Genomic DNA, 16147 nt, shown 5'->3' on the forward strand with positions numbered 1-16147 from the left:
AAAAAGAGATAAAGAGAAAAGGTCATTATAATATTTAAAATGAGGAGTGATTTATTTGAAGATGAGAACTTTTAAGAAGATCGTCGGAAGTGCAGTTTCTGCAATGATGATTGCTTCAAGTCTCCCTGTTACCGCACTTGCTGCCGATCAGCAGATAAGAGGAAACGTAGGCGGTTACGACTACGAGATGTGGAACCAGAACGGACAGGGCAACGCTCAGATGAACCCGGGCGCAGGCTCTTTCACTTGTTCATGGAGCAATATCGAGAACTTCCTGGCTCGTATGGGCAAGAACTTCGACAGCCAGAAGAAAAACTACAAGTCCTTCGGCAATATCGTTCTTACTTATGATGTAGAGTACACTCCAAGAGGAAATTCTTATATGTGCGTTTACGGATGGACAAGAAATCCTCTTATGGAGTACTACATAGTTGAAGGCTGGGGCGACTGGCGTCCACCCGGAAACGACGGTGAGAGAAAGGGTAATATAACTCTCAACGGCAATACATACGAAATTGCCAAGACAATGCGTTATAACCAGCCTTCTCTCGACGGTACTGCTACATTCCCGCAGTACTGGAGCATCAGGACCACAAGCGGTTCACAGAATAACACGACCAACTACATGAAGGGCACTATCGACGTATCCAAGCACTTCGATGCATGGAGCCAGAAGGGCCTCGATATGTCAGGTACTCTCTATGAGGTTTCCCTTAACATTGAGGGCTACAGATCAAACGGTCAGGCTAATGTTAAGAGCGTAACTGTTACGACCAATGCGACCGATGACCAGATGGGTCAGGAGCAGCAGGGCGGCGGCAACGCAGGCGGCAATGACGGCGGCGGCCAGCAGTGGGGCGGCGGCAACGGCGGCGGCTTCGACTTCGGCGGCGGCCAGCAGGGCGGCTTCGACTGGGGCGGCCAGCAAGGCGGTCAGTGGGGCGGCCAGCAGGGCGGCTTCGACTGGGGCGGCCAGCAAGGCGGTCAGTGGGGCGGCCAGCAGGGCGGCTTCGACTGGGGCGGCCAGCAAGGCGGCTTCGACTGGGGCGGTCAGCAGGGCGGCCAGCAAGGCGGCGGAAACGCTGGCGGCGGCAACGGCGGCGGTGGCACCACTTATGAGGGTGCAGGCAGCACCGAGGGCGTAGCAGCTCACCAGAACCTCAACTACAAGTACGAAAAGGGCGGCAGCGGCTTCAAGGATGTTATGGGACCGTATTTCCGTCTCGGTACTTCCGTAAGCGGCATGGAGATCGGTAACTCACAGGCTCAGCAGTTCATCAAGACAAACTACAACTCTATCACCTGCGAAAACGAAATGAAGCCTGATTCTATCGTTAAGGGCGTAAACGGTGATGAAGTAAATATAAGCCTCAGCTCCGCAAGCAATATCCTTAAGTTCGCAGAGCAGAACGGCATCGGTGTTCGTGGTCATACCTTCGTATGGTACAGCCAGACACCTCAGTCCCTCTTCCAGGACAACGGCGGATTTGTTTCCAAGGATCGTATGAACAAGCGTCTCGAGAGCATGATAAAGAATACATTCTCACAGCTCCAGAGCCAGTTCCCGAACCTTCAGGTACACTCCTACGACGTATGTAACGAGCTCTTCGTTAACGACGGCGGCGGAATGAGACCGGGCAGCAACTCCAACTGGGTAAGAGTATACGGCGAAGGCAACTCTGAGTTCGTAGTAAACGCATTCAAATACGCAAGACAGTATGCTCCAAAGGATTGTAAGCTTTACCTCAACGACTATAATGAGTATATGAGCGCAAAGACAAACGACCTTGTAAATATGGCTAAGACAGTCATGAAGGAAGGCGACTATATTGACGGTATCGGTATGCAGGCTCACCTTGACTCAAGATATCCTTCAGCAAGCGAGTTTGAGACAGCTCTTAAGAAGTTCGCATCTCTCGGTCTTGACGTACAGATCACAGAGCTCGATATCACAAACAGCACAGGCTCAAACGGAACTCTCTATCCTCAGATCTTCGAGGTTGCTATGAAGAACGCAGCTAATATCTCAACTGTAACTCTCTGGGGTACAACAGATGAGAGAAGCTGGAGAGCTAATCAGAACGGCGGTTCACCGCTTCCGTTCAGCAACTATCAGCCTAAGTCGTTCTACAACAACATCCTTGCTCTTGCAAATAAGATCGATCCTCCGGCAGTTGCAGGAACAACAACAACAACTACTACTACAACTACAACCACCACAACAACTACAACTACAACAACCACAACAACAAAGCCTACCACAACAACTACAACAACAACTACAACTACAGCTCCTAAGAAGCCTGAAATGACATTATGGGGCGACGCTAACAACGACGGCGGACTTGACATGGGCGATGCAGTAATCATCATGCAGGCTCTTGCAAATCCTGACAAGTACGGCGTAGGCGGTACAGATTCACACGCTCTTACAGAGCAGGGTAAGATAAACGGAGACGTTAACGGCTCTGAGGGTCTTACAACAAATGACGCACTTTACATCCAGGAGAAGCTTCTTGGACTCAGAAAGTGATATAAAGCTGTTTATTTGGTCTTTATAATATAAAAAACCGACAAGGGAGAGGTAATACTCTCCCTTGTCGGGATTTTTTTTGCAAAAAAATCCCGACACCGAAGAACACTGAAACTTCGGTATCGGTTCAATGAGGATGATTTTTAAAAGCCTTCGCAGGCTTTAGCAGAAAGCTAAAGCTTTCAACTATTTGAGGACTGGAACTTGATTACCAATCTCTGTGAATATAATATCACTTCCAAGCCCTCTTTATCAACTCATTTTTTGCAGATTAAGTGGATAAAACGATGATATTGTAACATTTACGTGAAAAAGGCGGACTCCGGTCCGCCTTTTGTTATGCTTTTTTGGAAGAGATCTCATTTTCGATAGCTTCTGCTCTGAGGAGAGCGGTGTCGATATGGTCGCAGAAGTTTTCCCTGCCGACTTCCTCGATAAAGCCGGCCTTGGTCATGACCTTCATAGGCTGCTCGTTTACATGAGAGAATACCACCATTACGTTATGGCGCTTGCATCTTTTAACGATACGCATGAGAGCTTCAACGCCCGTAGCGTCCATAGCGGGAACATTCCTCATTCTTATGCAGAGCACGTCGATATCCTTGTCGCTGAGCACGTACTTATACTTATCGGTAGCAGCAAAGAACATAGGACCGTTGATCTCGAATACACGGGTATTCTTCGGTATCTTCTTGAGGAGTATGTTATCGGGGTCGGTGTCCTCGTCGTCGATATCCTTCCATGCATGAGCCTCAGTAACGTCAGCCATTCGCTTCATGAAGAGGAGAGCTGCCATTACCATGCCTACGCCGATGGCAACAACGAGGTCGAATACTACAGTAAGAATGAGAGTTACGAAAAGTACAGCGATATCGCTCTTGGGAGCAGTCTTGACTGTATTTCTGATATTTCTCCAGCCGCACATATTATAAGCAACTATAAAGAGTATAGCCGCAATAGTAGGCATAGGGATAAGCGAAGCATATGGCATGAGCACAACGAGGATAACTACCAGCACTACCGAGTGTACCATGCCTGCGATAGGAGTACGTCCGCCGTTCTTTACGTTAGCGGCAGTACGTGCGATAGCACCTGTAGCGGGGATACCGCCGAAGAAAGCCGAGCCGATATTTGCAGTACCCTGAGCGATGAGCTCCATATTTGAGCGGTGCTTTGAACCTACCATACCGTCAGCAACGACGCAGGAGAGGAGAGACTCAACAGCTGCAAGTACAGCTATAGTGAAAGCATTGGGGATAAGAGCTCTTACCCTTGCGAAGGTGACCTCGGGAACCGTCAGCTTCGGGAGAGAATTTGATATCTGATAGAGGTCGCCGATAGTATTTACCCTGACATCGCAGAGCTTGACTATAGCGGAACAGACGATGACCGCAATAAGCGAAGCGGGTATCTTTTCCAGCTTTTTAGGCCAGAGGATAAGTATTGCAAGGGAAATAACGCCGATAAGGAGAGCCTGCCAGTTTATGGTATCAATGCAGGTGAAGATCTCCTTTACCTTGTCAATGGTCTCTATGGGCTTGTTTTTGAAGGTGAGTCCCAGGAAGTCCTTGACCTGTCCGAGGAGTATGGTCACGGCGATACCGAAGGTAAAGCCCGTGGTTATAGTACCGGGGATGTACTTGATAAGAGCTCCGAAGCGGCAGAAGCCCATTACGATAAGTATGATGCCTGCCATTATCGCCGATATTGCAAGACCGTCCATGCCCTCGACCGCAACTATACCTGCGACAGTTGTAGCGAATGCCGCAGTAGGACCTGCTATCTGTACACGGCTTCCGCCGAGGAAAGAAACTATAAAGCCTGCGATTATGGCGGTATAAAGACCCTGTTCGGGGCCGACTCCCGAAGCAAGAGCAAGGGCGATCGACAGGGGCAGCGCAATTATAGCGACTATGATACCTGAGATAATGTCCTTGATGAACTGCTCCTTGGTATAGGTCTTCATAACCGAGAAAAGCTTTGGTTTGAGCTTTTCCTCCGTTGGTTTCAATACTTTTTCAGCCATTTTACTAACCTCTTTTTCTTTGTTTTTGGGGTAAATGACTTTTTTGGCGGTCGGAAGCTGTTGGGCGTTTGCGTAATTGTCCCGAACTACAAACACAAATTCTGTCAGGACCGCCGTTTACGGCGCTTATTATAGTCTTGACTGAATTTGTGTTTGTGGTATAATAAGCAATTGCGAACGCCTTATGCTCAATAGACCATAAAAATCTTCACATACCCGTTTTTTTCAAAAAAAGACACGCAACGCTTCTATTATACTACTAATAATAGCGGTTTTCAAGAGATTTCGGACAGGGAGAAAAATTTTGGCGGTTTATATATATTCCTGTCAGCTGAGGAGAAAAGGATTGAGCAGAATGAGAAATTAGTAAGATATTCACAAAAATCAAAATGCAGATTTGTGTATTGCTACAAAGTTGAAAAATTTTTTTTCTTATTAAACGGTTTTCCGTTTAATTTCAGTCCATTTCAGCCCACTTACAGGAAGCGGTTTTATGAAAGCGTTCTTAGCCTTTAATAAATATTCAACTCTCAGCTCTCAACAAAAAACGAAGCGGCTCTCCATTCGGAGAACCGCCTGAACTATATCATGAAAAGCTTACTTTTGTTCTTTTACTATGGCCTTGCTTCCGAGGAAGGTGAGGAGGAAGTAGCCGCCGTATATGGCTATGAGTATGATCGCAGTAAAGATAACGGGCTTTGTGTAGTTATCCGTTACGAGAAGATCAAGTCCGATCTTGGCAAATCTCATGCCCGCATAGGAGTGGAGACAAGCCAGAAGCAGCGGCAGCAGGAAGAATATTCCCGACTGCCTGAATATGGACCTTGATATCTCCCTTTCCTCTACGCCAAGCTTGCGGAGCATGGTATATCTCGGCATACTGTCAGCGCTCTCTGAGAGCTCCTTCAGCGCAAGTATAGCGCCGCAGGATACGAGGAAGATAAAGCCGATGTAAAGTCCGAGGAAGGTAACTAAAGCACCTATGCCTATGGCATTGCTTGCAGCCTCGATCCTTGTTTCAAGTCCATGCATAAAGCCGTTTCCCGCTCCGCTCTGATACCGGTGCATCACATTGTTCCAGTTGTCTCTTGCTGTTTTTTCTGCGGCTTCCCTGCCATTTTTATCAGTAGCCTTATAGTTGCCGACGAAATAGTCAACTCCGCGGTATTTCTCGGATACTGCATTGTCGGGAACGATTATCGTACCTGTATTTGAAGCCTGTATATCGGGATAAAACGAGCTTATTATACATTTTTCCGAGCTTGGCTTTAAAGTATTGCCGAAAACAGTTATTTCGGTACTATCCTCAAGGAGCTTATCATACATAGCGGGGAGTCCCGCAGCATTTGCGCTCACAGCGTATTCGCCGTCGCCGAGCTCTATCTGCTTTTGTCCGTAGAGCTCCATGATAGCGTTGTAATCACTGAGCTTCAGGAATGAGATATCAAAGTTCATCATTGCATATATGCTCATTGAACCGCCTGTCAGTTCGGCTTTTCTGTCACCTGCAAAGGTGTCGAAGGTAAAGTTGCTTTCGTTATAATCATGGAAGTGGCAATACTCATCAAAATCGTCGTAGATGCTCATATTCTGCTGAGCGTATACATCGTCGATATTGCCTGTGCGGTATGAGGAGTCGTCTGTGCCATCATGAGTATGAAGTGAAAAGCGTCCGTAAAAATCAACAGGGAAATTGTCCTCAACACCCTTGTTCAGAGAGTTCCTGATAGTGAACGCAGTTGAGAGGGTGCATATAGTCACAAAGAGCATAAGACATATAACTGTCATGGAAGCGATAGTGGTGTTTATCTTGCTGCTTATCTGACGGAATGTAAAGCTGTTCAGTCCGCGGTGATAAACTCCCTTTGCGGACATCACCACTCTCAGGAGCATACCCGATACGGACCAGAAGATAAAGAATGTGGAAACGATGCCTGCAAGTATGGCAAGACCTATCCTTTTTTCATTGATGTGTTCAAAGTCCCAGCCGACTGTATGATATGCCCAGATGAGGACTGCTGCGGAGATAAGGAATACTATCACGCAGAGCCACGGGTTCTTCATGGTTATCTTTTCCGAGCGCTTGCCCGAGTTCATAAGGGTGATAAGGCGGCATTTGCTGATAACGAAGCCGCTTCTCAGCATTACGACAGCGTACATAATGCCGAAGTAAAGTATGGTCTTTGTTATTGCCGAGCCCGATACCGTGAATTTATAGTCATTCATGTCGGCTTCAAACATATTTGCAACAACTGCGCTCATGACCTGTGAAAGACCTATGCCGATCATAAGCCCCACAAAGAGGGAGCCGATGCCGATGATGACAGTTTCGCAGAGAAGAAGTGCGGATATTTTCCGCTTGCTCATGCCGAGCATCATATACAGGGCAAATTCCTTGTTCCTGCGCTTCATAAGGAAGCGGCTTGCATAAACTATGAGAAGTCCGAGGACTACGGCTATGAATACACTTACACCGGATATAGCCGTTGTGAGAATATGTATCAGCTCGCGCTGGTCGTCGCTTACTCTGAGAAAGGCTGTCTGCGTCTCTATGGCGTTGAATATGTAGAATACAGCAACTCCCAGTACGAGAGTGAAGAAGTATATGGCATAGTCCTTGATGCTTTTGCGGATGTTGCTGAGGGATATCTTAAAGAGCATCGCTCACGTCACCTCCCAGCAGAGTAACTACATTGATTATCTTGTCAAAGAACTGCCTGCGGCTGTCGTTTCCGCGGATTATCTCGTTGAAGAGCTTGCCGTCCTTGATGAAAAGTACTCTTGAAGCATAGCTTGCGGTAAATGAATCGTGAGTTACCATTATTATAGTGGCGTTATGCTCTCTGTTGAGGTAGTTGAAGCGCTCAAGCAGCATTTTTGATGATTTTGAGTCCAGAGCGCCTGTAGGCTCGTCTGCGAGTACCAGCTTCGGCTCTGTAACTATAGCTCTTGCGGAAGCAACTCTCTGCTTCTGACCGCCAGACATCTCATAGGGGTACTTTCCAAGGACATCTGTAATGCCCAGCTGCTCGGCTACGTTCTTTACAGCCTTGTCTATATCCTTTGCGGGACGCTTCTGTATCGAAAGGGCAAGGGCGATATTCTCATAGGCAGTAAGGGTGTCCATAAGGTTGAAGTCCTGAAAGATAAAGCCCAGCTTATCGCGGCGGAACTTGTTCAGCTCCCTGCCCTTCAGCTGTGTGATATCCTGATCTTCAAGGAAGATATGGCCTGCGGTAACTCTGTCGATAGTTGATATGCAGTTGAGGAGAGTGGTCTTGCCGCTTCCCGAAGCTCCCATGATAGCGGTGAATTCGCCTTTTTCAACTGAGAAGGAGATATCGTCCACAGCCTTTGTGAGGTTTGATCTGTTTCCGTAGTACTTTTCAATGTTCTGTATTCTGAGTAATGACATTTTCTTATCTCCTTTTATGCTTCAATTCTGTTTTTGTGCTTGCAGATGTACCATTGGCAAAGGTGATATACCGCAAATACGCTCCAGAAAATACCGTCTGTCATATTTCTGAGGTGAGGATCAACAGCTGCTCTGCCGCTTATTATTTCATAAAGTTCAACAGCGGCTATGGGTATTATTACTATGCTGCTCAAGATGTAAACAGCTCTGATAATGTTTGAAGTAAGCTTTTTCATAAGATCATTTCCTTTCGGTGTCTTTATTTTCGGGAGCCGTTCTCCCTTTCCATGATCTTATTATACTACGCCTTAACATTACAGTCGTGTTTTTAACATTACGCAACATTACATTTCTGTAATGTAGCCGCTGAGCGAGCGGCGGCGCAGCCACGTTGACGCTCGTAAACTCGCTCACTTTAAACAATACAGTTAATTGTACATCGCTTACAGCACTTATAAATGATCGTATTGTTAGCTCATTGTAGGGGCTGCCTTTGGCAGTCCGCATTTACACGTTTGTTTGTAAGGGCTGATGCCTACATCGCCCCGTCGGTTTTATCATTATTTCGCGGGCTGATGTGGGCATCAGCCCCTACGATTGGCTAAAAGCTAAAGGCTAACAGTTATATAAGGTAATGATCGTTTTTGGCAAATGCTATGGTGAGCTCCGTGAAGCTTCCGCGCTCGGAGGCTGCGGAAATACCGTGTCCGAGCCTGTCACAGAGATTTTTGACTATATACAGTCCCATACCCGTTGACTTTGCATAGGTGTGGCCGTTCTCGCCTGTGAAGCTCTTGTCGAAAACACGGGGGATATCGCTTTCGGGTATGCCGATGCCGTTATCGCGGAAGTGCAGGAGCACTCTGTCCTCAAGCTTCTCTGCCGAGATATGTATCACAGGCTCACGGCCTTCTACTGTATATTTCAGGCTGTTTGCCATGAACTGTCCGAGTATGAATTCAAGCCATTTCCCGTCTGTCATTACCGTAATATCAAGTCCCTCAGTCTCTATGGAAGCTCCCGCAAGTTGTGCTGCTTCGCGGTTTTTGATAGCCACGTTGGCAACAGCCCGCTTCAGGGACGTTTCCTTTATTATATAGTCCTTTTCGGCATTTTTAGAGCGCGCATAGTAGAGCACCTGATCGGTATAGTCATCTATCCTGCGAAGCTGCTCGGTGAACTTCTCGCCAAGCTCGTCCCTGTGATTGTGCGCCATGAGCTGCAGGCTTGCCACAGGGAGCTTTACCTCATGCACCCACATCTCGATGAAATCGCGGAAATCATCGGAGCGCCTCTTGTGCTCCGCTACCTTTTCGCACATGGACTTATTCGCATCGCACAGGGCATTGTAAAGTATCTCTCCCTCAAGGAAATCGGGCTTGTTTATCATTTCGTGGATAAGATACTTCTGGTCGAGTTCGTCAAGCTTCTGATGCAGCTCGGCGTAGAACTGCCTTTTCCGCAGATAGCCCGTTAGCTCCTCAAAAAATACGGATATAAGATATATTGATGTTATGAATATAATAAGCTGACCGCTGACTCTGTAAGCCGCAAGGAAAAGGAGCATAAGTCCCAGCGCGGCGGCAGCGATAAGGTAGTACCACAGCCTGTCTCTTAGGTAATTTCCGAGCTTCATTTCAGTACATACCCCTGTTTCTTTCTGGTTTCGATAGCGTCATTGCAGCCAAGCTCCGCAAGCTTTGAGCGCAGACGGCTTATATTGACCGTAAGGGCGTTGTCGTTTACGAACTCGTCGTTGTCCCACAGAGCTGTCATAAGGTCGTCACGGGTAACGATAGAGCCCTTTCTGTCCAGCATAAGGCGGAATATTATCATTTCGTTCTTGGTGAGTATGACATCGCGGCTGCCGTCTGTAAGGCTTCCCTTTGCGTCGTTGACCTGCAGGCCGTTGTAGGACTGTACGGATGTGTTTCCTGCGGCGCGTTTGAGTACAGCGGATATACGCAGGAGAAGTATAGTCGGGTTATAGGGCTTTGTTATGTAGTCGTCCGCACCGTAGCTCATGGAGAGTACCTCGTCGGTCTCGGAGGTGCGGCTCGTTACCATTATGACGGGGATATCGCTTTCTTTGCGTATCTCCTTAAGGAGCTGCTCACCGTTGAGGTTGGGGATATTTATATCCATGAGTATAAGGTCGGGATGTGCGGAAAGGATATCCGCCTTTGAGTTTGAGAAATCCGTAAGGCACTCGGCTTCGTAGCCTGAGTTGCGGAGAAGCTCGGCAAGCTCCTCACGGATAGACTTGTCGTCTTCAACTATATATATCTTGCTCATAAGTCACCTCATAATAAAGTTTTCGGATTACATTATAGCATAATTGCAGGAATAAAACAAGTGAAGCAGTTTTCGCAATAAGGAAATTGACATTGTTTTGAAGCTGTGATATACTAATTGCAAAGGAGTTGCGGAAAATGACTAAGATAGACCTTATAACAGGAGTGCTCGGCTCGGGAAAAACTACCTTCCTGCTGAGATATGCACGGCATCTCATTGACAGCGGAGAAAATATCGCCGTACTCGAAAACGATTTCGGCGCTGTAAATATAGATATGATGATGCTCCATGAGCTGAAAGGGGAGCACTGCCGCCTTGAAATGATAGCGGGCGGCTGTGACGCGGACTGCCACAGGCGGCGCTTCAAGACGCAGCTCATTTCTCTCGGTATGCAGCACTTTGACCGCGTTATCGTCGAGCCGTCGGGTATTTTCGACATGGACGAGTTCTTTGATATCCTTCATGAGTCTCCCCTCGACAACTGGTTCGAGATAGGGAGTGTTATCACTATTGCCGACGGAGAGGCTGACGAGGAGCTCTCGCCGCAGATGGAGTACCTTCTCGGTTCTGAGGCTGCCTGCTGCGGAAAGCTGGTCATAAGCAAGATAAACGGTGAAGCTGACGCTGCCCTCACGCAGAGGATACTGGAGCGTGTGAACGCTGCCCTTGAAAAGATACGCTGTGACCGCAGACTTTCGCTCCGTGATGTTGTGGCGAAGGACTGGGAGAGCTTTGACGATGATGATTACAGGACGCTTTGCAGCGCGGGATACCGCGGTTCGAGCTATATCAAGAAATACAGTCCCGAGGACATAGAAAGCTCGGTACACTATTTCATGCATATCGCTCTGCCGAAGGAGCGGATAGAGGAAGTTATCGCCGATATCATGAGCGATGAGAGCTGCGGCAGTATATTCCGCATAAAGGGAGCTCTTCCTGCGGGCGATGGCTGGCTGAAAATAAATGCTACCCGCGAAAAGACCGAGATATCGCCTGTTTCCGTGGGACAGCCCGTGCTGATAGTAATAGGGGACAACGTCTCGCGCGAACGTATAGACTGCCATTTGAAGCCGCTGAATACCGACAGCGAATATGTTTCCATATAAAACGCCTGACATTAGATCAGCGCCCTCTGTTTTTTCAGAGGGCGCTGATGTGCTTTTTGACGTTTATTTTACTGTTGTAATATCGCTTCCGAACCACTTTGCTGATATCTCGCCAAGCTTTCCGTCAGCCTTCATTTCACTGAGAAGCTCCTGTACCTTGTTGCGGAGCTCTTCGTCTTCCTTTCTGAATCCGACAGCGTACTCTTCCGATTCGAGATTGCCGGGGAGTATGACATAATCCTTGCTGTTTGAGGTGATGAAGTAGTTTGCAACTACGGAATCAAGGAATACTGCATCAGAGAAGCCGAGCTCCATCTGATTGAGAGCTGTTACGTTGTCCTCAAGGGGCGACTCGGTGATTTCGCTGAAAAGATCTGCTGCTTCCAGTATCTCCTGAGCAGTCGAGCCTGTCTGAACTCCAACGGTCTTGCCCTTAAGGTCGTCCATTGACTTTATTTCGCTGTCTGCGGGGACTACGAATATCATCTCGTTCTTCATATAAGGCTCGGAGAGGTTCATGACCTCAGCTCTTGCGGGGCTTATGGACATACCGTTCCATATGCAGTCGATCTTGCCGACCTTGAGGTCCTCTTCCTTTGTGTCCCAGTTTATAGGCTGCTTTACGAGCTCTACGCCCAGTCTGTCGCATACTTCCTGTGCAACGTCGATATCAAAGCCGATTATATCGTTGTTTTCGTCTGTGAAGCCCATCGGCGGGAAGCTTGCGTCAAGTCCGAGTACGAGCTTCTTGTCGTCAAGGACCTTCTGAAGCGAGTCGTCCGCTGCAGGTGCTGCCGCAACTGCAGCTGCTTCGGTCTCTGCTTCGGCAGTATTTGCAGCGGTAGTACTTTCTGTTTTATTGCCTGAGCCGCTGTTCGGATCGAGACAGGCTGTTGTGCCTGCGAGCACGGATACGGCTGCCATACCTGCTAAAAGGCTTCTGAAATTATTCTTTTTCATTATGATTTTCTCTCCTTCGGTTTTTGTTATATATGATACACATATAATATCACATTTATCTGCGGGTGTAAAGTACGGGGGCTGTGTTTTCGGAACTTCTTATAAATAATTGAATACTTGTACGGGTAATTTGGCGATTATTTGTGAAAAACGGCTCCATAAAGCTGTATACGGAGGTTTTTCCTTTACATTCGTTCCCGAATGTGGTATAATGAGTTTTGTTGTGCGATAAATCAGAATTTGCCGCTGAGCGAGCGGCGGCGCAGCCACGTTGGCGCTCGTAAACTCGCTCACTTTAAACAACACCGTTAATCGTACATCGCTTACAGCACAAAAAATGATTGTACCATTAGCCCATTGTAGGGGCCGGCGTCCCCGACAGCCCGTGCCTTACTCAATAAATAACATGAAGCATATTATAGGGGCGGATATTATCCGCCCGTGATACAATGGTAAAATCAACTGGGCGATGTGGGCATCGCCCACTACAAGGGACGTCGAGACGCCGTCCCCTACACATTTAAATTATGATTTGCGAAAGGAGTAAATATGATAACAGTAACTGATGTGAGTGTGCAGTTCGGCGGCTCCACTCTTTTTAAAAACGTAAACCTTAAATTCACAAACGGCAACTGCTACGGCGTTATCGGCGCAAACGGCGCGGGAAAATCGACCTTTCTCCGTGTGCTCTGCGGCGAGCTCGAACCTGCTTCGGGTGAAGTTGTAATGCCCAAGGAGGAACGCCTCAGCGTTCTTAAGCAGGATCACTTCGCTTACGACGAGTACACCGTACTCGATACCGTAATTATGGGAAATGCCAGACTTTATCAGATAATGCAGGAAAAGGACGCTCTTTACGCAAAGGAGGACTTCTCCGAGGAGGACGGCGTAAAGGCTTCTGAGCTTGAAGGCGAATTTGCCGAGCTCAATGGCTGGGAGGCAGAGTCCGACGCTTCAAAGCTCATACAGGGTCTCGGACTTTCCGAGGATATTCTCTATTCGCAGATGTCGTCCCTTTCGGGTAACGAAAAGGTCAAGGTGCTGCTTGCACAGGCTCTTTTCGGCAATCCCGACATCATTCTCCTCGATGAGCCTACGAACCACCTTGACATTGACGCGGTACGCTGGCTCGAGGAGTTCCTTTCGGAGTACTTCGGTACGGTCATCGTTGTATCCCACGACCGTCACTTCCTGAATAACGTCTGCACTCATATTGTCGATATCGACTACAACAAGATAAAGATGTATGTGGGCAACTACGAATTCTGGTACGAGTCCAGCCAGCTCATTCAGCGCATGATAAAGCAGCAGAACAAGAAGAACGAGGAGAAGATAAAAGAGCTCAAGGACTTTATCGCACGTTTCTCGGCCAATAAATCAAAGTCAAATCAGGCGACCTCACGCCGAAAGCTCATTGAAAAGCTCACCGTTGAGGAGCTCCCCGCGTCAAGCAGAAGATATCCGTTCATCGGCTTCGATATGGACAGAGACCTGGGCAAGGATATACTTCAGGTCGATGGGCTTACAAAGACGGTAGACGGCGTAAAGCTCCTCGACAACGTAAGCTTTACCCTCGGCAGGAACGACAAGGTTGCCTTTGTGGGCGAGAGCGAACAGGCTATAACCATGCTTTTCAAGATACTTATGGAAGAGGAGCAGCCCGATTCGGGAAGCTTCAAATGGGGAGTATCCGTCACCACTTCATATATGCCCGTTGATAACTCAGAGTATTTCAACGGCTGCGAGCTTTCAATACTCGACTGGATACGCCAGTACTCCGTAAAGGACGAGACAGAGACCTATCTCCGCGGCTTCCTCGGACGTATGCTGTTCTCGGGGGACGATGTGTACAAGCCCGTAAATGTACTCTCGGGAGGAGAAAAAGTGAGATGTATGTTCTCGCGCATGATGCTTTTCGGCTCGAATGTGCTTGTGCTCGACCGTCCTACCAACCACCTCGACCTTGAAAGCATTACCGCTGTTAACAACAGCCTTATCAATTTCAAGGGAGTCGTGATCCTTGCTTCTCACGACCATGAGATAATGCAGACCACTGCCAACCGTATCATCGAGATACTTCCTCAGGGCTGCCTTGACAGACAGGGAACTTACGAAGAATTCATAGATTTCAAGAAAGAAAACGGACTTATGTGAGAAAAAGCCTTAAAGCGGTCATGATAAACTGCTTTAAGGCTTTAATGATTTTATGAGTATTTTGGCTTCAAAGAAATCACGTACTGCTTCGATGCCCTTGAATTCCATATATCTCGGATATCCAGGGGGATTATCCGCAGAGTAGGTCAGGTGATATATCCTGTAGATACCGCCGCCTCCGTGCAGGTCTCCCACAAGATAAAGCACCTCGTCGTTGACCCCGTTGCTGGCAACAGCATAGATATTGTTCCTGAAAAGCTCGTGGTCTTCTCCAAGCTCTTTTTTCAATTCCCTTACGAAATAGCCTGTTGCCTCGGAGAGAAGCAAAAGCTTCCATGTGAACCTTGTTCCGTATTTCATATTAAGGTAACTGAAAGCTTCTTCTTCGGTCATTTTCTTCACCTGCAATTCGCTTTTTATCGTATCTGACGGGCTCATGCCCGTATATTCCGCGCCGTTCACGCCGAAGCTGACCTCCTATATGCGGGAGAAAACTTCGCCTATCCTGTCGCAGATGAGCAGATCGGCGTTCTTGTCCATCTGAGTGGGCGACATATTGATGATAACAAGGTTATTTCCCTTGAAATAGCGGATAAGTCCCGCCGCAGGATATACGTTGAGAGAGGTTCCGCCGATTATGAGCGTATCCGCCGAAGCAATAGCGCGGACTGCTCCGTTTACCGTGTCGTCGTCGAGGGACTCCTCATAAAGTACCACATCGGGCTTTATAATACCGCCGCAATCGCACTTCGGGACGCCCTGCGAGTCGGTAATGGCATGAACATCATGGAATTTCCTGCATTTTGTGCAGTAATTTCTGAGGACGCTGCCGTGAAGCTCGTATACGGTCTTACTGCCTGCCGCCTGATGAAGTCCGTCTATATTCTGAGTGACTACAGCGGTCAGCTTTCCCTCTTTTTCGAGCTCCGCAAGCTTTATATGAGCCGAATTTGGCTTAGCGTCAAGGCACAGCATCTTTGCTCTGTAGAAGCGGTAGAACTCCTCGGTCTTTTTCATGAAAAACGTGTGGCTGAGTATAGTCTCGGGGGGATAGTCCCATTGCTGACTGTAAAGTCCGTCAACACTGCGGAAGTCGGGGATACCGCTCTCCGTGGAAACTCCCGCGCCGCCGAAAAAAACGATATTATGTGAGTTTTTTACTGTTTCCGAGAGCTTTTCAATATTGTCCATAATTATTCTCCTATGACCTTTACGTAGAATTTCCTTGTCCTCGGGCCGTCGAACTCGCAGAAGTAGATGTCCTGCCATGTGCCGAGAAGGAGCTTGCCGCCTGTGACTATGATGGTCTCGCTTGCGCCTATTGCCGAGGATTTTATATGCGCGTCGGAATTTCCCTCAGCGTGACGGAAGGACTGAAGCTCGGGGAAGAATTTGTCAAGTCCCTTTATTACGTCGGTCTGTACGTCAGGATCGGCATTTTCATTGATAGTTATTGCGGCTGTGGTGTGTGGGCAGAAAACTATGCATATACCCTCGAGAACGCCGCTTTCCTTAACGGATTCGCTTACTTCTCTGGTGATATCCACAAGTCCTTCTGCGGGAGTGCTGAGTTTGAAATTGAATAACATGATGATCTCCTTTCGTAAATCAAAATTTATATTTGTAGGGGCGGATATTATCCGCCCGAAATTACACTT

Annotated in this window: 13 protein-coding genes; 3 read left to right on the forward strand and 10 right to left on the reverse strand. The window is 47.8% G+C overall.

Going from position 1 to position 16147, the window contains the following annotated elements:
* Positions 1-61 precede the first annotated feature (61 nt).
* Positions 62-2533 (forward strand): endo-1,4-beta-xylanase, encoded by a 2472-nt coding sequence (locus Q0R37_RS04775; RefSeq protein ID WP_294751991.1) that lies wholly within the window; start codon positions 62-64, stop codon positions 2531-2533.
* A gap of 337 nt (positions 2534-2870) precedes the next feature.
* On the opposite strand, the gene Q0R37_RS04780 is transcribed toward Q0R37_RS04775, so the two are convergent.
* The 6 genes from Q0R37_RS04780 to Q0R37_RS04805 form a co-directional block, all read right to left on the reverse strand.
* A complete protein-coding gene (locus Q0R37_RS04780) occupies positions 2871-4559 on the reverse strand; it encodes a SulP family inorganic anion transporter (protein ID WP_294751956.1) in 1689 nt (562 codons plus the stop codon).
* A gap of 597 nt (positions 4560-5156) precedes the next feature.
* Positions 5157-7220, reverse strand: coding sequence for an ABC transporter permease (locus Q0R37_RS04785; RefSeq protein ID WP_294751959.1), 2064 nt, complete (start codon positions 7218-7220; stop codon positions 5157-5159).
* Positions 7210-7974 carry an ABC transporter ATP-binding protein gene (locus Q0R37_RS04790; protein WP_294751961.1) on the reverse strand — a complete coding sequence of 255 codons (765 nt, stop codon included), beginning with the start codon at positions 7972-7974 and terminating at the stop codon, positions 7210-7212. The genes Q0R37_RS04785 and Q0R37_RS04790 overlap by 11 nt, the downstream gene beginning before the upstream one ends.
* A 14-nt stretch (positions 7975-7988) precedes the next feature.
* Positions 7989-8210, reverse strand: a complete 222-nt coding sequence (locus tag Q0R37_RS04795; protein ID WP_294751963.1) for a hypothetical protein — start codon at positions 8208-8210, stop codon at positions 7989-7991.
* Between the two features lie 386 nt (positions 8211-8596).
* The gene (locus Q0R37_RS04800; RefSeq protein ID WP_294751965.1) at positions 8597-9610 is read right to left on the reverse strand and encodes a sensor histidine kinase; all 1014 of its coding nucleotides are present in this window, start codon (positions 9608-9610) and stop codon (positions 8597-8599) included.
* Positions 9607-10269: a response regulator transcription factor gene (locus Q0R37_RS04805; protein WP_294751968.1), complete on the reverse strand. Its 663-nt coding sequence runs from the start codon at positions 10267-10269 to the stop codon at positions 9607-9609. The genes Q0R37_RS04800 and Q0R37_RS04805 overlap by 4 nt, the downstream gene beginning before the upstream one ends.
* A 137-nt stretch (positions 10270-10406) precedes the next feature.
* Here Q0R37_RS04805 and Q0R37_RS04810 point away from each other — a divergent pair, with 137 nt between their 5' ends.
* The gene (locus Q0R37_RS04810) at positions 10407-11375 is read left to right on the forward strand and encodes a GTP-binding protein (protein WP_294751971.1); all 969 of its coding nucleotides are present in this window, start codon (positions 10407-10409) and stop codon (positions 11373-11375) included.
* A 63-nt stretch (positions 11376-11438) separates the two neighbouring features.
* Here Q0R37_RS04810 and Q0R37_RS04815 read toward each other — a convergent pair whose 3' ends face one another.
* Entirely contained in the window at positions 11439-12335 is an 897-nt protein-coding gene (locus Q0R37_RS04815; protein ID WP_294751974.1) for an amino acid ABC transporter substrate-binding protein, read from the reverse strand.
* A 549-nt stretch (positions 12336-12884) separates the two neighbouring features.
* Here Q0R37_RS04815 and Q0R37_RS04820 point away from each other — a divergent pair.
* Entirely contained in the window at positions 12885-14489 is a 1605-nt protein-coding gene (locus Q0R37_RS04820) for an ATP-binding cassette domain-containing protein (protein WP_294751976.1), read from the forward strand.
* A gap of 33 nt (positions 14490-14522) precedes the next feature.
* Here the strand turns inward: Q0R37_RS04820 and Q0R37_RS04825 are convergent, their stop codons facing one another.
* The 3 genes from Q0R37_RS04825 to Q0R37_RS04835 are packed head-to-tail and all read right to left on the reverse strand — an operon-like array spanning position 14523 to position 16078.
* Complete coding sequence (locus Q0R37_RS04825; protein ID WP_294751979.1) at positions 14523-14951, reverse strand: hypothetical protein; 429 nt, start codon at positions 14949-14951, stop codon at positions 14523-14525.
* Between the two features lie 15 nt (positions 14952-14966).
* On the reverse strand, positions 14967-15680 hold the full coding sequence (locus tag Q0R37_RS04830) for an NAD-dependent protein deacylase (RefSeq protein ID WP_294751982.1): 714 nt from the start codon (positions 15678-15680) through the stop codon (positions 14967-14969).
* A gap of 2 nt (positions 15681-15682) precedes the next feature.
* Positions 15683-16078 carry a secondary thiamine-phosphate synthase enzyme YjbQ gene (locus tag Q0R37_RS04835; RefSeq protein WP_294751985.1) on the reverse strand — a complete coding sequence of 132 codons (396 nt, stop codon included), beginning with the start codon at positions 16076-16078 and terminating at the stop codon, positions 15683-15685.
* Between the last annotated feature and the right edge of the window lie 69 nt (positions 16079-16147).

Source organism: uncultured Ruminococcus sp. (assembly GCF_946415235.1).
Lineage (GTDB): Bacteria > Bacillota > Clostridia > Oscillospirales > Ruminococcaceae > Ruminococcus.